Source organism: Xanthomonas sp. WHRI 7064 (assembly GCF_040202355.2).
Lineage (GTDB): Bacteria > Pseudomonadota > Gammaproteobacteria > Xanthomonadales > Xanthomonadaceae > Xanthomonas > Xanthomonas arboricola.
This window is the reverse complement of the sequence record NZ_CP167821.1, coordinates 3,220,934-3,238,538: the sequence shown is the minus strand read 5'-3', so window position 1 is coordinate 3,238,538 and position 17,605 is coordinate 3,220,934. Positions and strand designations below refer to the sequence as shown.

17 protein-coding genes are annotated in these 17,605 nt (G+C 67.0%); 13 read left to right on the top strand and 4 right to left on the bottom strand.

The genetic code is table 11. From position 1 onward, the window contains the following. The first annotated feature begins 3 nt into the window (after window positions 1-3). Together ABQY74_RS13915 and ABQY74_RS13910 are read left to right on the top strand one after the other, a co-directional pair. The gene (locus ABQY74_RS13915) at window positions 4-1,134 is read left to right on the top strand and encodes a PilT/PilU family type 4a pilus ATPase (protein ID WP_016902355.1); all 1,131 of its coding nucleotides are present in this window, start codon (window positions 4-6) and stop codon (window positions 1,132-1,134) included. Window positions 1,135-1,415: 281 nt separating this feature from the next. Continuing rightward, on the top strand, window positions 1,416-2,090 hold the full coding sequence (locus ABQY74_RS13910; protein ID WP_164741848.1) for a YitT family protein: 675 nt from the start codon (window positions 1,416-1,418) through the stop codon (window positions 2,088-2,090). Window positions 2,091-2,216: 126 nt separating this feature from the next. Here ABQY74_RS13910 and ABQY74_RS13905 read toward each other — a convergent pair whose 3' ends face one another. Then, window positions 2,217-2,762, bottom strand: coding sequence for a DNA-3-methyladenine glycosylase I (locus ABQY74_RS13905; protein WP_104553954.1), 546 nt, complete (start codon window positions 2,760-2,762; stop codon window positions 2,217-2,219). Window positions 2,763-3,096: 334 nt separating this feature from the next. On the opposite strand from ABQY74_RS13905, the gene ABQY74_RS13900 reads away from it, so the two are divergent. The 5 genes from ABQY74_RS13900 to ABQY74_RS13880 all read left to right on the top strand — a co-directional run bounded on the left by ABQY74_RS13900 (window position 3,097) and on the right by ABQY74_RS13880 (window position 6,542). Next, window positions 3,097-3,663 carry a YqgE/AlgH family protein gene (locus tag ABQY74_RS13900; RefSeq protein WP_011051924.1) on the top strand — a complete coding sequence of 189 codons (567 nt, stop codon included), beginning with the start codon at window positions 3,097-3,099 and terminating at the stop codon, window positions 3,661-3,663. Next, a complete protein-coding gene (gene ruvX, locus ABQY74_RS13895; RefSeq protein ID WP_349791888.1) occupies window positions 3,656-4,123 on the top strand; it encodes a Holliday junction resolvase RuvX in 468 nt (155 codons plus the stop codon). The genes ABQY74_RS13900 and ruvX overlap by 8 nt, the downstream gene beginning before the upstream one ends. Window positions 4,124-4,138: 15 nt before the next feature. After that, window positions 4,139-5,086 (top strand): aspartate carbamoyltransferase catalytic subunit, encoded by a 948-nt coding sequence (locus ABQY74_RS13890; protein ID WP_039526216.1) that lies wholly within the window; start codon window positions 4,139-4,141, stop codon window positions 5,084-5,086. A gap of 273 nt (window positions 5,087-5,359) precedes the next feature. After that, window positions 5,360-5,800, top strand: a complete 441-nt coding sequence (locus ABQY74_RS13885) for an OsmC family protein (protein ID WP_016902361.1) — start codon at window positions 5,360-5,362, stop codon at window positions 5,798-5,800. 145 nt (window positions 5,801-5,945) lie between these two features. Next, window positions 5,946-6,542, top strand: a complete 597-nt coding sequence (locus ABQY74_RS13880) for a glycine zipper 2TM domain-containing protein (protein WP_026064289.1) — start codon at window positions 5,946-5,948, stop codon at window positions 6,540-6,542. Between the two features lie 128 nt (window positions 6,543-6,670). Here the strand turns inward: ABQY74_RS13880 and ABQY74_RS13875 are convergent, their stop codons facing one another. Together ABQY74_RS13875 and ABQY74_RS13870 are read right to left on the bottom strand one after the other, a co-directional pair. After that, a complete protein-coding gene (locus ABQY74_RS13875; RefSeq protein WP_039513838.1) occupies window positions 6,671-7,552 on the bottom strand; it encodes a PhzF family phenazine biosynthesis protein in 882 nt (293 codons plus the stop codon). A gap of 31 nt (window positions 7,553-7,583) precedes the next feature. Beyond that, the gene (locus ABQY74_RS13870) at window positions 7,584-8,462 is read right to left on the bottom strand and encodes a PhzF family phenazine biosynthesis protein (RefSeq protein ID WP_104573637.1); all 879 of its coding nucleotides are present in this window, start codon (window positions 8,460-8,462) and stop codon (window positions 7,584-7,586) included. Window positions 8,463-8,646: 184 nt separating this feature from the next. Between ABQY74_RS13870 and ABQY74_RS13865 the strand changes: the two genes are divergently transcribed. The 5 genes from ABQY74_RS13865 (at window position 8,647) to ABQY74_RS13845 (ending at window position 15,400) form a co-directional block, all read left to right on the top strand. Continuing rightward, a complete protein-coding gene (locus ABQY74_RS13865) occupies window positions 8,647-11,256 on the top strand; it encodes a bifunctional aspartate kinase/diaminopimelate decarboxylase (RefSeq protein WP_016902365.1) in 2,610 nt (869 codons plus the stop codon). After that, on the top strand, window positions 11,240-11,698 hold the full coding sequence (locus ABQY74_RS13860; RefSeq protein WP_102584986.1) for a hypothetical protein: 459 nt from the start codon (window positions 11,240-11,242) through the stop codon (window positions 11,696-11,698). Before ABQY74_RS13865 ends, ABQY74_RS13860 begins: the two co-directional genes overlap by 17 nt. Beyond that, on the top strand, window positions 11,695-13,050 hold the full coding sequence (gene murL, locus ABQY74_RS13855) for a UDP-N-acetyl-alpha-D-muramoyl-L-alanyl-L-glutamate epimerase (protein WP_047129050.1): 1,356 nt from the start codon (window positions 11,695-11,697) through the stop codon (window positions 13,048-13,050). Before ABQY74_RS13860 ends, murL begins: the two co-directional genes overlap by 4 nt. Further along, entirely contained in the window at window positions 13,031-14,440 is a 1,410-nt protein-coding gene (gene murD, locus ABQY74_RS13850) for a UDP-N-acetylmuramoyl-L-alanine--D-glutamate ligase (protein WP_349791884.1), read from the top strand. The genes murL and murD overlap by 20 nt, the downstream gene beginning before the upstream one ends. 159 nt (window positions 14,441-14,599) lie before the next feature. Then, the gene (locus ABQY74_RS13845) at window positions 14,600-15,400 is read left to right on the top strand and encodes a dienelactone hydrolase family protein (RefSeq protein WP_047129048.1); all 801 of its coding nucleotides are present in this window, start codon (window positions 14,600-14,602) and stop codon (window positions 15,398-15,400) included. A gap of 267 nt (window positions 15,401-15,667) precedes the next feature. On the opposite strand, the gene ABQY74_RS13840 is transcribed toward ABQY74_RS13845, so the two are convergent. Then, complete coding sequence (locus ABQY74_RS13840) at window positions 15,668-16,666, bottom strand: polyprenyl synthetase family protein (RefSeq protein ID WP_016902370.1); 999 nt, start codon at window positions 16,664-16,666, stop codon at window positions 15,668-15,670. A gap of 273 nt (window positions 16,667-16,939) precedes the next feature. Between ABQY74_RS13840 and ABQY74_RS13835 the strand changes: the two genes are divergently transcribed. Next, window positions 16,940-17,461, top strand: a complete 522-nt coding sequence (locus ABQY74_RS13835) for a single-stranded DNA-binding protein (RefSeq protein WP_024939378.1) — start codon at window positions 16,940-16,942, stop codon at window positions 17,459-17,461. The last annotated feature ends 144 nt before the right edge of the window (window positions 17,462-17,605 follow it).

The following is a 17,605-nucleotide window of genomic DNA, read 5'->3' as shown; positions in this document are numbered from 1 at the left end:
GCCATGAGCACCATCGACTTCACCTCCTTCCTCAAGCTGATGGCGCACCAGAAGGCGTCGGATCTGTTCATCACCTCGGGGATGCCGCCGGCGATCAAGGTGCACGGCAAGATCAGTCCGATCACCCAGACCCCGTTGACCGCGCAACAGAGTCGCGATCTGGTGTTGAACGTGATGACGCCGTCGCAGCGCGAAGAATTCGAAAAGACCCACGAGTGCAATTTCGCCATCGGCGTGTCCGGGGTCGGGCGCTTTCGCGTGAGCTGCTTCTACCAGCGCAACCAGGTTGGCATGGTGCTGCGCCGGATCGAAACGCGCATCCCCACGGTGGAAGAGTTGAGCCTGCCGCCGGTGATCAAGACGCTGGCGATGACCAAGCGCGGCATCATCATCTTCGTCGGCGCCACCGGCACCGGCAAGTCCACCTCGCTGGCGGCGATGATCGGTTACCGCAACCAGAATTCCACCGGGCACATCATCACCATCGAGGACCCGATCGAATTCGTGCACAAGCACGAGGGCTGCATCATCACCCAGCGCGAAGTCGGCATCGATACCGACAGCTGGGAAAACGCGCTGAAAAACACCCTGCGCCAAGCGCCGGACGTGATCATGATCGGCGAGGTGCGCACCCGCGAAGGCATGGATCATGCCGTGGCCTTCGCCGAAACCGGCCATCTGGTGCTGTGCACCCTGCACGCCAACAATGCCAACCAGGCGATGGACCGCATCATCAACTTCTTCCCGGAAGATCGGCGCAACCAGCTGTTGATGGACCTGTCGCTCAATCTCAAGGGCGTGGTCGCGCAGCAGTTGATTCCGACCCCGGATGGCCGCGGCCGCCGCGTGGCGATGGAGATCATGCTGGGCACGCCGCTGGTGCAGGACTACATCCGCGACGGCGAGATCCACAAGCTCAAGGAGATCATGAAGGAGTCCACCAACCTGGGCATGCGCACCTTCGACCAGAGCCTGTTCGAGCTGTACCAGGCCGGTGAGATCAGCTACGAAGACGCGCTGCGCTACGCCGACTCGCAGAACGAGGTGCGCCTGCGCATCAAGCTGTCGCAGGGCGGCGACGCCAAGACCCTTGCGCAGGGCCTGGATGGCGTGGAGATCGCCGAGGTTCGCTGAGCGCCTGCAGGAGTGCTGCACGCCGTGGCGGATGGCCAGGCGTGCATGGGAGAGGGATGGCCTGTGCCGGCTTCGCTGCAGCGTCCTGCTTGCAGCTGTTCCGCGCGCGATGCCAGCGACGGACGCCGCCGCGGCCGATGACCGTGCAGCGTTGCAACACACCAGCGGGGTGATGTTTCAGATGTAACCAGGCGGGCCGATAGTGTCTAATATCCGCACCCCACCGCAGTGCCCAGCCCGTGAGCCTTCCCGATTCCGATCTCCGTCCGGAGCAACAGCCGTTGCCCGACGACGGCACAGTGATGACTTCCGGTCCGTTGACTCCGCCACCGGATTCGGCCGGCACCTCGGCCGACGACCACGCGTTTCATCACTCGGTGGCCGAGGACGTGCAGGGCATGGTGCTGGCGACGCTGGTGGCTTCGCTGGGCCTGGCGATCTTCGCCAAGGGCGGCCTGATGATCGGCGGCATGGCCGGCGTGGCCTTCCTGCTGCATTACGCGCTGCACTGGAACTTCGGCCTGGTGTTCGTGCTGGTCAACCTGCCGTTCTATTGGCTGAGCGTGCGTCGCATGGGCTGGGAATTCACCCTGAAGACCTTCGCCGCGGTAGGCGCCTGCGGTGCGCTCACCGACCTGCTGCCGCGCTGGGCCGATTACGCGCACATCAACACGCTGTTTTCGGCGATCGTCGGCGGCGCGCTGGCGGGCCTGGGCATCCTGTTCTTCATCCGCCATCGCGGTAGCCTGGGCGGCATCGGCATTCTGGCGGTGTACCTGCAACGCGAGCGCGGCTGGAGTGCCGGCAAGGTGCAGATGAGTTTCGATGCGATGCTGATGCTGGTCGCCTTCAGCGTCCTCACCCCGGACAAGGTGCTGTATTCGGCGCTGGGCGCGTTGATGCTGAGCCTGGTGCTGATGTTCAATCACCGCCCGCATCGTTATATGGGCGTGTGATCCAGCGCGCCGTTGGTTCCGCTGCGATCGGCAGCGGAACTCATCATGCCGGGGCGGCATGTGCGCATTTTCGCGGCAGCTGCGGCAGGGCAACTGCCTGCCGGCGTCTGCGCGCTGATGTCGCGGTTAGGCCTTGCCGTGCCGCAGCCACGGCGGCGATAGCGCCTGGATGCGTTTAAACACCGGGCAATCGGCATGGTGCGCGCCGGGCAGGTAGCCCAGGCTCATCAGGAACTCGCCGGTGATCTCGCCGCCGGTGAAGCGGAAGATCTTCTTGAACAGCTTGACCCAGGCGGCTTTGTCGAGCGGATGCTGTGCATCCAGCCATTGCGCGAAACTGCCGTGCGAGGCGCGTAACTGCTGGATGACCTGCGCATTGTGGATGGCCGCCAGCACCTTCAACCGGTTGCGGATGATGCCGGCATCGCCGAGCAGCCGCGCAATGTCGCTCTCGCCATAGGCGGCCACCGTGTCCACGTCGAAGCCGTCGTAGGCGCGCTGGAAGTTGCTGCGCTTGCGCAGGATGGTTTCCCAACTCAGCCCGGCCTGATTGATCTCCAGCACTAGGCGCTCGAACAGCTCGCGCTCCTCGCGCTGCGGAAAGCCGTATTCGTGGTCGTGATAGGGCCCGTGGACCGGATGGCCCGGGGCGATGCTGCAGTAGCCGCTCATGAGATGCCTGTTGATAGGTGGAGCAGGTGTAGGTGGACCAGCGGCCGGCGCAACGGCCGGGAGTCCGGCCCGCCACGATAGCGACCGAACAGCGACGCGTGGGTGCACGCATCGACTGCGGTGCCGTAGCAGATCGATCGCAGCACGGCGCAGCTCGAGGTCCGCGCCGCGCAGCCACCAGCAATCTGAACGGGCCGGCCTTGCCTGCCGGGTGCCACCGGCGGCGTCTGCGGGGCCGCTGTCCATCGGCAGCACCGGCAGTCCGGTGCCGCGCGCATGCAGCAAGTATGGCAGCGGCTCTGCGCGCGACGAAGCGAACGGCTAGAATGCGGCCATGTCTGTTTTGCCCACGCCTCTGGCCAACCAACTGCTGATCGCGCTTCCGGCGCTGTCCGATCCCACCTTTTCGCGCAGCGTCGCGCTGATCTGCCAGCACGACGAGAACGGCGCCATGGGCGTGCTGGTCAACCGGCCCTCCGAATACACGCTGGGCGAGGTCCTATCGCAAATGGGCATCGACACCGTCGACGAGCACCTGCGCGAGCAGATCGTGCTCAGCGGCGGGCCGGTGCACCCGGAGCGCGGTTTCGTCATCCACGACGATGCGCGCGACTGGGATTCCAGCCTGGAAGTGGGGCAGGGCGTCTACCTGACCACCTCGCGCGACATTCTCGAAGCCATGGCGGCCGGCGAAGGCCCGCGCAATGCGCTGGTGGCGCTGGGCTGTGCCGGCTGGGGCGCGGGGCAACTGGAATTCGAACTGGGCGAGAACAGCTGGCTGACCGCGCCGTCGGACGCCAATGTGCTATTCGCCACCGCGCTGGAAGATCGCTGGCAGACCGCTGCCGGGCGCATCGGCGTGGACCTGTTCCGGCTGACGGATTATTCCGGGCATGCCTGAGGCGGGCGCGATCCGCCCGGATGGCACGGTGCTGGGCTTCGACGTGGGATCGCGCCGCATCGGCGTGGCCATCGGCACTGCGCTCGGTGCCGGTGCGCGTGCAGTCGCCGTCATCAATGTGCATGCCAATGGCCCGGACTGGGTCGCGCTGGACCGCGTGCACAAGCAATGGCGTCCCGACGGCCTGGTGGTCGGTGACCCGCTGACCCTGGATGACAAGGACCAGCCCGCACGCAAGCGCGCGTATGCCTTCGCCCGCCAACTGCGCGAGCGCTATGCGCTGCCGGTGGTGCTGATCGACGAGCGCTCCAGTTCGGTCGAAGCCGCGCAGCGCTTCGCGCGCGAGCGCGCCGACGGGCGCAAGCGCCGCCGCGATGCCGAGGCGCTGGACGCGATGGCGGCCGCGGTGATCGTCGAACGCTGGTTGGCTGCGCCCGACCAAGCCACTCTTCTTCCCTGACACTCCCGACCTGCGATGACCACCATGCAACTCGATTCGGACGGACGCCTGCGCCACCTGCTCACCCTGGAAGGACTGCCGCGCACCACGCTGCTGCAGCTGCTTGATCGTGCCGGCCAGATCCGCGATGCGGCGGTAGGGCGCGTGGGCAAGCGCAGCGTGCTCGCTGGCACCGCGGTGTGCACGCTGTTCTTTGAACCGTCCACGCGCACGCGCAGCTCGTTTCATCTGGCTGCGCAGCGACTCGGCGCGGACGTGCTCAACTTCGATGCCTCCACCTCGTCCACCCGCAAGGGCGAGACCGCGCGCGACACGCTGAAGAACCTCGAGGCGATGGGCGTACGCGGCTTTGTGGTGCGCCATCCCGACGACGGTGCGGTGGAAGCGCTGGCCGCGGCCGCAGGCGAGGGCACTGCCTTGATCAACGCCGGTGACGGACGCAGTTCGCATCCCACCCAGGGCCTGCTCGACATGCTCACCTTGCGCCAGGCCAAGGGCACCGATTTTTCCAAGCTCAAGGTGGTGATTGTCGGTGATGTGAAGCACTCACGCGTTGCGCGCTCGGACCTGCATGCGCTGCGCACGCTGGGCGCCGGCGAGATCCGCGTCTGCGGTCCGGCCAGCCTGCTGCCCGACGACGACATGCTGGATGGTTGCGTGGTCGGCCAGGACTTCGACGCCATGCTGGAAGGTGCCGACGCCTTGATGATGCTGCGGCTGCAGCGCGAGCGCATGGAAGAAGGCCTGGTGCCGTCGCTGGAGCAATACCACGCCGACTACGGGCTCACCCGCGAGCGCCTGGCACGCGCCGGCCGCGACGCTGCCGTGCTGCATCCGGGCCCGATCAACCGCGGCGTGGAAATCACCGACGAAGTCGCCGACGGCGCGCAATCGTGCGTGCTGCGCCAGGTCGCCAACGGCGTGGCGGTGCGCATGGCCGTACTGGAAACCCTGCTGGGTTGAGCGAGCCCGGCGACGCGACCGCGCACCCACACTGCGGTCGCGGTCGCCGCCGGCCGAGCGTCTTCGCGCAGACGCTCGCAAAACCCTTGCCATCAGAACGCGCGCACGGCCTGCTCTTACGATTCCCGATTCCCGATTCCCGATTCCCGATTCCCGATCCCCGATCCCCGATCCCCGATCCCCGAATCCCGAATCCCGAATCCCGAATCCAGGCACCACGCCATAACATCCACTCGCCTATCGTGGCCGCTCCTTTCATCGCAGGAGATCGCAATGGGTATTTCGCGTCACGCCACCGCTCACTGGGAAGGCGACCTCAAGACCGGCAAGGGCCAGCTCAGCACGCCGCAAAGCGGGCTGATGGACAAGACCCGCTACGCCTTCAGCAGCCGCTTCGGCGACGAGAAGGGCACCAATCCGGAAGAGCTGATCGCCGCCGCGCACGCCGGCTGCTTCACCATGGCGCTGTCGGCACAGCTGAGCGAAGCGGGTTTTCCGCCGACCTCGCTGGATACGCGCGCAGACGTGGATCTGTCGATGGAAGGCGGCCCGCAGCTGTCGCAGATCCGCCTCAAGCTCAAGGCCGTGGTGCCGGGGATCGACGAAGCCAAGTTCCGCGAACTGGCCGACACCGCAAAGAAGAACTGCCCGGTGTCCAAGGCGCTGAGCGCGGTGCCGATCAGTCTGGAAAGCGAATTTTCCAACCAGGCGTGATCCCCTTGCGTGCGCCGGCGATGGCTGCCGGCGCACGCAGCTGGCGGCGACCTGAATAGGGCTTTGCAAGGGCGGTTTGGTTCAGGGCGGTTTCACTGGCGCAGGCCGAGCATCGGCAGCGTGTCCTCCCTGTGAAGCTGCTGCAATGAAAACTCTTGTGCTTGGTGCTCTGGTGATGGGTCTGGCAGTTGCAGGCAATGCAACGGCGCAGCGCTATGACAGCGGCTACAACGGACGTGGCAGCTATGAGGATGGTCGTTACGAATATGCGCGGGTAGTGCGCGTGGACCCGATCATCGTGACCGATTCGTATAACGAGCGCAGCAGCGAACGCTGCTACAACCGCCCGGCCGATGGCTACTACACCAGCAACGACGGCTACTACCGCGATGGCGGCAGCTATGGCCAGGCCGGTGTATCCAACCGTGGCGTGGCCAGCGTGATCGGCGGTATCGCCGGTGCGGTGCTTGGTAGCCAGGTCGGTGGTGGCAATGGCCGCCTGGTCGGCACCGCCGTCGGCACCATGGCCGGCGTCGCAGCGGGCCGCTCGATCTACGAAGCCAATAATCGCAACTATCAGGGAAACGTCAGCGTCTGCGAGCCGGTGTCCTACCGGCGCGAACGCGATCGTGTCGATGGCTACGACGTGACCTACGAATACGCCGGCCGCACCTATCACACGCGCAGCGACTACAACCCGGGCGACCGCATTCGTGTGCGCGTGGACGTGCGCCCGGACTGACCGCCGCGCTGCCGCACGCTGCGGTCAGGCGATCGAGATCGGCCGGTGGAATGACGAAAACGCTGCGGGCCACCGCAGCGTTTTTTGTTTCGATGCAAGCACTCTTCAACCCGCGGGATCAGGCGCGATCACGCCCAATCCAGCGTGCCGCGGATCACCGTCTGCACCTGGCCGCCAGACCACACATCGCCATTGGCGTCGATGCGCAATTCCAGCAAGGCGTCGAAGCCGATCTCGCGGCCCTGGCTGACCACGTAGCGACGTTCCTTGCCCGGCAATGCCTGGCGACTGTCCAGCCAGGCGGCGAGCACTGCATTGGCCGCGCCGGAGGCGGCATCTTCGAACCGCCGACCATTGCCGACAAAGGCGCGCACCGCCAGATCGTAGGCACCGGGCGCTGCGGCGCGGGCATAGGCGAACACGCCCATGCTGCCGGTGGATTCGGCCAGCGCGGCGATCGCGTCCCAATCCGGCTGCAGGCCGCGCAGCGCCGCTTCGCTGGCCAGTTCCACCACCCACCAGGTGCGGCCGCCATCCATCAAGGCGGGCGGCAGGCTGCCGAGTGGCCAGCCGCGCACCGCATCGCGCAGGCGCGGGTCGTCGGCCTCCACCTGCTCGGCCACGCGCGCACGCGGGGTGCGGATGGCGATGCTGCGATGGCCCGCGATCTGCTCCACGCGCAGCGGCAACTGGCCGGCGATGCCATCCTGGATCAGCACGCCGTCGTCGGGTGCGGCCAGGCCGGCTTCCAGCACCGCGTGGGCGGTGCCGACGCTGGGGTGTCCGGCAAACGGCACTTCCTTTTGCGGGGAAAACATCCGCAGCCGATAGCTGCTGTGCGCATCCGGCGCCGCAAACACGAAGGTGGTTTCCGGCAGCTTGGTCCAGCGTGCGATGGCCTGCATCGCGGCATCGTCCAGGCCTTGGGCATCCAGCACCACCGCCAGCGGGTTGCCGCTGCCGGGGCGGGCGGAGAACACATCCAGTTGCAGGAAACGGCGGGTGGTCATGGTGGTGGCTCGGCGAACAGGGCGCGGCAGCTTACCAATCGATGCGGCCTTCGATCACTTGCCTGGTCGTTCCGCCGATCCAGACTTCGCCTTCGTGATCCACCTCCACGTGCACACGGCCGTCGCGGCCGACTTCGCGCCCCTGGCTGGCGACATAGCGCGACGCCTGGCCGGGCACGCGGCCTTCGCCGTGCAGGCGCGCGGCAATGCAGGCGTTGGCGCTGCCGGTGACCGGATCTTCCGGGATGCCGTCGCCGGGGCAGAAGGCGCGTACCACCAGGTCCGCATCGCTCCCGGCCTGCGGCGCGTAGATGGCCAGGCCGGTGGCTGCGCTGGCCTGGGTCAGGCGGCTGATCGCCGCCAGATCGGGCATCGCCTGGCGTACCGCCTGCGCGTCGGCCAGTTCCAGCAGCCACCAGCCGGGGCCGTTGTTCCACAGTGCGGCCGGGCGTTCGGCCATGCGCAGGCCGGCGCAGGCCTCGTGCAATGCCGCAACATGCGCATCGCCGGTTTCGACTGCTTGCGCACGCGGTGCCCGCAGCCGCACCAGCAGGGCGCCATGCCGGTCGATCACCTCTACGGGCAGCACGCCGGCAGCGCATTGTTGGCGCATCCGGCCGTCCGGCTTGAACGCCACCAGCCCGTGCGTTGCCGCCGCCCACGCAGCGCCGACGCTGGGGTGGCCGGCGAACGGCAGCTCGGCGCGTGGCGTGAAGATACGGATGTGGTAGTCCGCATCGGGCGCGCTGACCGGCAGGAAAAAGATCGTCTCCGACAGGTTCAGCCAGGCGGCCATCTGCTGCATCTGCTCCGACGACAACGTCTGCGCGTTGAGGACCACGCCCAACGGATTGCCGTGGCCGTCCTGGCCGCCGAACACATCCAGTTGCAGGTAGCGGTGCTTGCTCATGGGGCATGGATCTCGGTCGATGGAAGGCGCGTCGATGGTTGCAGCGCAAACCGTTGCGGTGATGGCCGTGGCCGCCGGCAGGCTGTGACCGTACACGGGGTCATGCGGGCGACATTGGCAGTAGAATCGGAGGTTCCGCCCGGCGTACCGGGCGTCTTCCCCCTCATCCTAAACGCCTATCTCCATGTCAGCTCCCCACTCTACCGATCGTTGGATCGTCCTCAAGTTCGGCGGCACCTCGGTGTCGCGTCGTCATCGCTGGGACACGATTGGGAAACTGGCGAGCAAACGGGCCAACGAGACCGGCGGCCGCGTGCTGGTGGTGGTGTCCGCGCTCTCGGGCGTGACCAACGAACTCACCGCGATTGCCGATGGCGCTGCCGACAGCGCGCAGCGCGTTGCAGCGCTGGAGCAGCGTCATCGCGAGTTCCTGGCCGAGCTGGAGCTGGATGCCGATGCAGTGCTGGGAGAGCGCCTTGCCGCCCTGCATGCATTGATCGGCGACGCGCGCGCGGCAACCCGCACGCTGGACTGGCAGGCCGAGGTGCTGGGGCAGGGCGAGTTGCTGTCTTCCACCATCGGTGCGGCGTATCTGCATGCCAGCGGCCTGGACATGGGCTGGCTGGATGCGCGCCAGTGGCTGTCGGCGCTGCCGCCGCAGCCCAATCAAAGCGAATGGTCCAAGCGCCTGTCGGTGTCCTGCCAGTGGCAGTCCGACGCCGACTGGCGCGCACGTTTCGATGCGCAGCCCACGCGCCTGTTGATCACCCAGGGCTTCATTTCGCGGCACGCCGATGGCGGCACCGCGATCCTGGGGCGTGGCGGTTCGGATACCTCGGCGGCGTACTTCGGTGCGCTGCTCGGCGCCAGCCGGGTGGAAATCTGGACCGATGTGCCCGGCATGTTCAGCGCCAATCCCAAGGACGTGCCGGACGCGCGGCTGCTGACCCGCCTGGACTATTACGAGGCGCAGGAAATCGCCACCACCGGTGCCAAGGTGCTGCATCCGCGGTCGATCAAGCCATGCCGTGATTCCGGCGTGCCGATGGCGATCTTGGACACCGAGCGCCCCGATCTGCCGGGCACCAGCATCGACGGCAATGCCGAGCCGGTGCCGGGCGTCAAGGCGATCAGCCGGCGCAACGGCATCGTGCTGGTGTCGATGGAAGGCATCGGCATGTGGCAGCAGGTGGGCTTCCTGGCCGATGTGTTTACGCTGTTCAAGAAGCATGGCCTGTCGGTGGACCTGATCGGTTCGGCCGAGACCAATGTCACCGTGTCGCTGGACCCGTCCGAGAACCTGGTCAACACCGATGTGCTGGCGGCGTTGTCGGCCGATCTGTCGCAGATCTGCAAGGTCAAGATCATCGTGCCGTGTGCGGCGATCACCCTGGTCGGGCGCGGCATGCGTTCGCTGCTGCACAAGCTCTCCGACGTGTGGGCCACGTTCGGCCAGGAGCGTGTGCACATGATCTCGCAGTCGTCCAACGACCTGAATCTGACCTTCGTCATCGACGAAGCCGATGCCGATGGCCTGCTGCCGATCCTGCATGCGGAATTGATCGACAGTGGCGCGATGCCGGTGAGCGAAGGCGAGGTGTTCGGGCCGCGCTGGCGCGAGATCATCGGCTCGGTGCGCCCGCGGCCCACGCCGTGGTGGCATGCCGAGCGCGCGCATCTGCTGACACTGTCCAAGGCCGGCACGCCGCGTTACGTCTATCACCTGCCCACGGTGCGTGCGCGTGCGCAGGCGCTGGCGCAGATTGCGGCGGTGGATCAGCGCTATTACGCGATCAAGGCCAATGCGCATCCGGCGATCCTGATGGCGCTGGAACAGGCCGGGTTCGGGCTGGAATGCGTTTCGCACGGCGAGCTGCGCCGCGTGTTCGATACCTTGCCCGAGCTGTCGCCGCGGCGCGTGCTGTTCACCCCGAGTTTCGCGCCCAAGGCCGAATACGAAGCCGGATTTGCGCTGGGCGTGACCGTCACCGTGGACAACGTCGAAGCATTGCGGCGCTGGCCGGAGGTGTTCCGTGGCCGCAACGTGTGGCTGCGCATCGACCTGGGGCATGGCGACGGCCATCACGAGAAGGTCAACACCGGCGGCAAGGCGTCCAAGTTCGGCTTGTCGTCCACGCGGGTGGATGAATTCGTGGAAGTGGCGCGCACGCTGGAGGTCACCATCACCGGCGTGCATGCGCACCTGGGCAGTGGCGTGGAGACCGGCGAACACTGGCGGATGATGTACGACGAACTGGCCGGCTTCGCGCGCCGCATCGGCACGGTGGAGACCATCGATATCGGTGGCGGCCTGCCGATTCCGTACAGCGCCGAAGACGAACCGTTCGATCTGGAGCTGTGGGCCAAGGGCCTGGCCGAGGTCAAGGCGGTGCATCCGGGCTACCGGCTGGCGATCGAGCCGGGCCGTTACCTGGTGGCCGAAGCCGGCGTGCTGCTGGCGCAGGTGACCCAGGTGATCGAGAAGGACGGCGTGCAGCGCGTGGGCCTGGATGCGGGCATGAACACGCTGATCCGCCCCGCGTTGTACGACGCCTGGCACGACATCGAAAACCTCAGCCAGCTCGACGCGCCGGCCGATGGCAGCTTCGATATCGTCGGGCCGATCTGCGAATCCTCCGATGTCTTCGGCAAGCGCCGTCGTCTGCCTGCCGCCACCGCGCCGGGTGATGTGATGCTGCTGGCCGATGCCGGTGCCTACGGTTACTCGATGGCCAGCACTTACAACCAGCGCGAATTGCCGCGCGAAGAGGTGATCGATGCGCCCGCAGGCTGAGTTCATTGCACTCAGTACGCTGGCCGGTGGCGCTGCGATCGTGTTCGCCACCGCGCTGCAGCAACTGAGCCTGGGCATGCCGTGGAGCGACACCTTCAAATGGGCGCTGCCCGCGCTGGTCGCCGCCGGTATCGGCGCATGGTTGGCCGGGCGTTGGCAACGTCGGAGCGACGCGCGGGGTCCCACGCGTCGCAGTGGCGGGATGGCGGTGCGCACGGTGCTGTTGAGCGCGCTGAGTTATGTGCCGGTGGTGGCGCTGTATCTCGCCATCGCCTTCGCGGTGTCCGGCGATGCCACGGCTGCACGTCCGGATGTGCTGTTGCTGGCGGTGCTGTTCGGTTGCCTGCCGCTGCTGTGGGCTGCGGTGCCGTTTTCCATGATTGAATATGTCCTGTGCCGGCGTTATCTGCGTCGCGTACGTGTTCCTGCAGGTAGTCCATGAGCGCTTTCGACAAACACCAGATTTCCACCTTCCGTTTCGTGCGTTGCGCACTGGACGCGCAGACCGGCGTGGCGACGCTGGTGTATGCCTTCGATCAGGGGCCGGAACTTGTGGAAACCGTTGCCGTGCCCGGCGCGCCATTCGTGCTGGACGGCGCGCGTGCCGCCGCCGTGCAACAGGCCTTGCAGTTGCTGCACCTCATCGCGGGCGTGAGTTACTACAAGGCCGCAGTGCCGCCGACCATTGCCATCGACAGCTACAGCATCGATGCCGATACCGCTGCGCTGGTGGAAAGCGTCTACCTGCACGGCCTGGGCGAGTTCGCCTATCGCAATGGCTTGAACCTGCACGGCAAGATCCACTTGCCGGTGGCTGCACCGGCTGCCGGCGATGCGCCGGCGTTGGGCCTGCGCGAGCACGCCCTGGTCGCGATCGGTGGCGGCAAGGATTCGCTGGTCAGCATCGAAGCGCTGCGGCATGCCGGTATCGACCAGACCGTCAGCTGGATCGGCGGTTCGCAGCTGATCCGGGCCTGCGCAGAGCGCACCGGTCTGCCGGTGCTCAATATCGGCCGCGTGCTGGCGCCGGAATTGTTCGAGCTCAATCGCCAGGGCGCCTGGAACGGGCATATCCCGGTCACTGCGGTGAACTCGGCCATCCTGGTGTTGTCGGCCTTGCTCAATGGCGTGGACCAGGTGGTGTTTTCCAACGAGCGTTCGGCCAGTTACGGCAGCCAGATTCCCGGCACCGGCGAGGTCAATCACCAGTGGTCCAAGGGCTGGGCGTTCGAGCAGGCGTTCGGCGATTACGTGCAGCGGCATGTGGCGGCCGACCTGCGCTATTACTCGCTGCTGCGGCCGTTGTCGGAGCTGGCGGTGGCGCGCCAGTTCGCCAAGACCGATCACTACGACGCGCATTTTTCCAGCTGCAACCGCAACTTCCACATCATGGGCGAGCGCCCGGTGCATCGCTGGTGCGGGGTTTGCCCAAAGTGCCATTTCGTGTTCCTGGCATTGGCACCCTTCATGCCCAAGACGCGGCTGGTCAAGATCTTCGGGCGCAATCTGCTCGACGATGCAACCCAGGCCGGCGGCTACGATGCGCTGCTGGAATTCCAGGACCACAAGCCGTTCGAATGCGTCGGTGAAGGGCGCGAATCGCGCGCGGCGATGGCGGTGCTGGCCAGCCGTGCCGAATGGAAGGAAGACGCGCTGGTGCTGCGTTTCATCCGCGAGATCCAGCCACAGCTGGACCAGCAGGCGCTGCAGCTGGAGCCGTTGCTGGCCATCGACGGCGAGCACCGGATTCCGTCGGCGCTGTGGGAGCGCGTGCGTGCGAATTTCGCAGCTTGAGGGCAAGGCGGTTGCGTTATGGGGCTGGGGGCGCGAAGGACGCGCCGCGTACCGCGCACTGCGCGCCGCGTTGCCGACGCAAACGCTGACGGTGTTCTGCAACGCCGACGAAGCGCGCGAGCTCGAGACGCTGGCCGATGCTGCGTTGCACGTGGAAACCGACGCCAGCGCGCAGGCGCTGGGCCGGTTCGAGGTGGTGGTGAAATCGCCCGGCATCAGCCCGTATCGCCCCGAGGCGCACACCGCCGCAACCGAGCACGGCACGCAATTCATCGGCGGCACCGCGTTGTGGTTTGCCGAGCATGCGCAGCCTGACGGCTATGTGCCTGGCGCCATCTGCGTCACCGGCACCAAGGGCAAGAGCACCACCACCGCGCTGCTGGCGCATCTGCTGCGCGCGGCCGGCCATCGCACCGCCCTGGTCGGCAATATCGGCCAACCCTTGCTGGAAGTGCTGGCGCCGCAACCGCCGCCGGGCTATTGGGCGATCGAGTTGTCCAGCTATCAGACCGGCGAAGTGGGGCGCAGCGGCGCGCGTCCGGAATTGGCGCTGGTGCTGAACCTGTTTCCCGAGCATCTGGACTGGCATGGCGACGAGGCGCGCTACGTGCGCGACAAACTGGCGCTGGTCACCGAAGGCCGCCCGAGCATTGCCTTGCTCAATGCTGCCGATCCGCATCTGACCCAACTGCAGTTGCCCGACAGCGAGGTGCGCTGGTTTAACCATCCCGATGGCTGGCATCTGCGCGGCGATGTGGTGTATCGCGGCGAGCAGCCGGTGTTCGACACCGCCAACGTGCCGCTGCCCGGCGAACACAATCGGCGGAACCTGTGCGCGGTGCTGGCAGCGCTGGAAGCCCTGGGGCTGGACGCGGCGGCGCTGGCGCCGGCCGCAGCGAGCTTCCGCCCGTTGCCGAACCGCCTGCAGCTGCTCGGCAGCGTGGACGGCATCAGCTACGTCAACGACTCCATCAGCACCACCCCGCATGCCTCACTGGCGGCGCTGGCCTGCTTTGCGCAACGCCGCGTGGCCTTGCTGGTCGGTGGCCACGATCGCGGGCTGGACTGGCAGGATTTTGCCGCGCAGATGGCGCAGCAGGCGCCGCTGGAAATCGTCACCATGGGCGCGAACGGGCCGCGGATCCATGCGTTGCTGGCTCCGCTGGCCGCGAGCGGTCGTTTCGGCCTGCATGCCGCCGCCGACCTGGAACACGCGATGCGGCTGGCGCGCCAGGCGCTGGGCGAGCAGGGCGGTGTGGTGCTGCTGTCGCCGGGTGCGCCCAGCTTCGGCGCCTATAGCGATTACGTTGCGCGCGGCCGCCATTTCGCCCAGCTGGCCGGGTTCGATCCGGCGGCGATCAGCGCGATTCCCGGCTTGGGCGTGCAGTAGCGCTGCGTTGCGCGCACGCGGAGCGACGGCGCCATCCGGCCCGGGTTTTTTCGACGGCCTTGGCAGAACGCCGACGCGATCCGTCCGTCGGCGACCACCCTGACCCGGCCTGCACGGCGGCAGCGCCTACACTCGCCGGACCTTCCCGGGAGCAGGCACATGCACAAGCAATGGAGATGGCGTGGCGTTGGGTTGTTCGGTGTCTTGGCGTCGCTGGCGTTGCCCGCCGCCGCAGCGATGCAGGCCAAACCGCTGGAATGGACGGTCGGCAAGGACACCTTCAGCGGCGTGCTGGTCTACGACGACGCCGGTGCCGCCAAGCGCCCAGGGCTGGTGATGGTGCCGAACTGGCGCGGCGTCAACGATTCGGCGGTCACCAAGGCCAAGCAACTGGCCGGCGACGACTACGTGGTGCTGGTTGCCGACGTCTACGGCAAGGGCAAGCGTCCGGCCAACGACAGTGAGGCCGGGCAGTTTGCCGGTGCGCTGAAGAAGGACCCGCCGACGCTGCGCGCCCGCGCGCTGAAAGCAGTGGATGTGCTCAAGGCGCAGGCCGGCAAGGCGCCGCTGGATGCATCGCGCATCGGTGCGGTGGGGTTCTGCTTCGGCGGCACCACGGTGCTGGAGCTGGTGCGCGCCGGTGCGCAACTGGCCGGTGTGGTCAGCCTGCACGGTGGCATTGCCACGCCCAGCCCGGCGGCGGCCGGCTCGGCCAGGACGCCGCTGCTGGTACTCAATGGCGCCGACGACAAGAGCGTGAGCAAGGCGGACATCGCCGCCTTCGAAACCGAGATGAATGCGGCCGGCGCGGACTGGCAGTTCGTCAATTTCAGCGGTGCGGTGCATTGCTTTGCCGAAGCCGATGCCAACAGCCCGCCAGGCTGCCTGTACAACCCGCGTGCGGCGAAACGTGCCTACCGCATGCTCGGCGATTTCTTCGACGAACGCTTTGGCGATTGAGGTTGCCAGGCGCGGCTGACCGCCGCACTGGCGGCCGTCGGATGTGGCGGACGGCGCGTGGACATGCGGTGCGGGAGCGAGGTGCCGATCCCGAACATGGATCGCACGGCGCACGCAGCATCGGTGTGTGATGCGCTCAGAGGCCGTGTGACAAGGCGCCGCAACCCTGTGGCATGGGTTGCGGCAGCGTTTCCGCCGGAAAGGCGAGGGTGCCCGTCGGCTGTCAGCCCGTTCAGTGAGCGCGGCAGGGGAAACCTGCCGTCCGGATCAATGCGTGCGTTGCACGGCATACCGCGCCAGGCCGCGCAATGCGGCAACTGCGGGGCTGGGCGGCAACGTGTCCAGCGCCTGTTCGGCAGCGGCGGCATATTCGGCGGCACGCTGGCGGCTGTAATCCAGGCCGCCGGTGGCATGAATCGCCGCCAGCACTTCGGGCATTGCGCTCGCATCGCCTTGTTCGACGATCTGGCGCAGGCGCTCCCGGGTGCCCGCATCCGAGTGCGCCATGGCGTGGATCAGCGGCAGGGTCGCCTTGCCTTCGGCCAGGTCGTCGCCCAGGTTCTTGCCCAGGTCTGCGGCATCGGCAGCGTAGTCGAGCACGTCATCGGCAATCTGGAAGGCAAAGCCCAACTGCATGCCGTAGTCGTACAGGCGCTGCTGCACCTGCGCATCCGCGCCCGAGGCCAGCGCGCCCAGGCGGGTGCCAGCGGCGAACAGCACCGCGGTCTTGCGCTCGATCACGCGCAGGTAGGCGGCTTCGTCGGTGTCGGGGTTGTGCACGTGCAGCAGCTGCAGTACCTCGCCTTCGGCGATGCGGTTGGTGGTGTCGGCCAGGATCTGCATGACTTCCATGCGATCCAGCTCCACCATCAACTGGAAGCTGCGCGAATACAGGAAATCGCCGACCAGCACGCTGGGCGCATTGCCCCATAGCGCATTGGCGGTGCTGCGCCCGCGGCGCAGGTCCGATTCGTCCACCACGTCGTCGTGCAGCAGGGTGGAGGTGTGGATGAACTCGATGATCGCCGCCAGTTGATGGTGCTCCGGGCCGGAGCCGCCAGCGGCGTGGCCGGCTAGCATCACCAGCATCGGACGCAGGCGTTTGCCGCCGGCGGAGATGATGTGATCGGCGATCTGGTTGATCAGCACGACATCCGAGGCCAGCCGGCGGCGGATCAGCGCGTCGACCGCGGCCATGTCGGGCGCGGCGAGTGACTGGATCTGGGGCAGGCCCAGGACGGTGGGGAGGTCTTCGGCGATGGTCATGCGCAGGCGTTCGTGATGTGCGCCGATTATAGGTGTCTGGGCCAGATCCGTCCCGCTGGCCGTGTCCGAAGGCCTCCGGCGTGGCCGCAAACCCTTGCGGCGCCAGCGTCGGGCCTGTCGGCGAGCGCCCGGATTCCGACCTGCCGGCGCGGCATTCCCCGGCCCGGCGCTGCGGCGATCCGCCGGGACCGTGGCCGGCAGGTGCGGTAACATTGGCACCAAGACATTCACCGCCGCGCCCACTGGCGCCGGCGCACCATCTCGGAAGCATCTATGGCCCGCGGCATCAACAAAGTCATCCTCGTCGGCAACCTCGGCAACGATCCCGACACCAAGTACACCCAGGCCGGCATGGCGATCACGCGTGTGAGTCTGGCCACCACCAGCATGCGCAAGGACCGCGATGGCAACAACCAGGAGCGCACCGAGTGGCACCGCGTGGTGTTCTTCGGCAAGTTGGGCGAGATCGCCGGCGAGTACCTGCGCAAGGGCTCGCAGGTGTACGTCGAAGGCGAGCTGCGTTACGACAAGTACACCGGCCAGGACGGCGTGGAGAAGTACAGCACCGACATCGTCGCCAACGAGATGCAGATGCTCGGCGGCCGTGGCGAAGGTGGCGGTGGCGGCATGGGCGGCGATCGTCCGCAGCGCAGCCAGGCGCCGCGCCAGCAGCAAGGTGGAGGCGGTGGTGGTCAGGGCGGCGGTCAGGATTACGCCCCGCGTCGTCAGCAGCCGGCCCAGCAGCAGTCGGCACCGCCGATGGACGATTTTGCCGACGACGACATTCCGTTCTGATCGGCAGCCAGCCTGTTTGTCATTCAGAAGGCCCGCATCGTGCGGGCCTTTTGCTTGCCGGTCGCTGATTGCATCGACGCAGGCCGGGCTGTTCCGAAGCTCCCTGGACGCGCAGACCTGGTCGGTACGACGGTGCCAATCACC

Bases quoted from the DNA above. Each gene is read 5' to 3' on its own strand.
- ABQY74_RS13845 (WP_047129048.1), top strand. From the start codon at position 14,600: ATGCACAAGCAATGGAGATGGCGTGGCGTTGGGTTGTTCGGTGTCTTG.
- ABQY74_RS13875 (WP_039513838.1), bottom strand. From the start codon at position 7,552: ATGACCACCCGCCGTTTCCTGCAACTGGATGTGTTCTCCGCCCGCCCC.
- ABQY74_RS13900 (WP_011051924.1), top strand. From the start codon at position 3,097: ATGTCTGTTTTGCCCACGCCTCTGGCCAACCAACTGCTGATCGCGCTT.
- ruvX (WP_349791888.1), top strand. From the start codon at position 3,656: ATGCCTGAGGCGGGCGCGATCCGCCCGGATGGCACGGTGCTGGGCTTC.
- ABQY74_RS13890 (WP_039526216.1), top strand. From the start codon at position 4,139: ATGACCACCATGCAACTCGATTCGGACGGACGCCTGCGCCACCTGCTC.
- murL (WP_047129050.1), top strand. From the start codon at position 11,695: ATGAGCGCTTTCGACAAACACCAGATTTCCACCTTCCGTTTCGTGCGT.
- ABQY74_RS13905 (WP_104553954.1), bottom strand. From the start codon at position 2,762: ATGAGCGGCTACTGCAGCATCGCCCCGGGCCATCCGGTCCACGGGCCC.
- ABQY74_RS13880 (WP_026064289.1), top strand. From the start codon at position 5,946: ATGAAAACTCTTGTGCTTGGTGCTCTGGTGATGGGTCTGGCAGTTGCA.
- ABQY74_RS13870 (WP_104573637.1), bottom strand. From the start codon at position 8,462: ATGAGCAAGCACCGCTACCTGCAACTGGATGTGTTCGGCGGCCAGGAC.
- ABQY74_RS13860 (WP_102584986.1), top strand. From the start codon at position 11,240: ATGCGCCCGCAGGCTGAGTTCATTGCACTCAGTACGCTGGCCGGTGGC.
- ABQY74_RS13835 (WP_024939378.1), top strand. From the start codon at position 16,940: ATGGCCCGCGGCATCAACAAAGTCATCCTCGTCGGCAACCTCGGCAAC.
- ABQY74_RS13885 (WP_016902361.1), top strand. From the start codon at position 5,360: ATGGGTATTTCGCGTCACGCCACCGCTCACTGGGAAGGCGACCTCAAG.
- ABQY74_RS13865 (WP_016902365.1), top strand. From the start codon at position 8,647: ATGTCAGCTCCCCACTCTACCGATCGTTGGATCGTCCTCAAGTTCGGC.
- ABQY74_RS13915 (WP_016902355.1), top strand. From the start codon at position 4: ATGAGCACCATCGACTTCACCTCCTTCCTCAAGCTGATGGCGCACCAG.
- ABQY74_RS13840 (WP_016902370.1), bottom strand. From the start codon at position 16,666: ATGACCATCGCCGAAGACCTCCCCACCGTCCTGGGCCTGCCCCAGATC.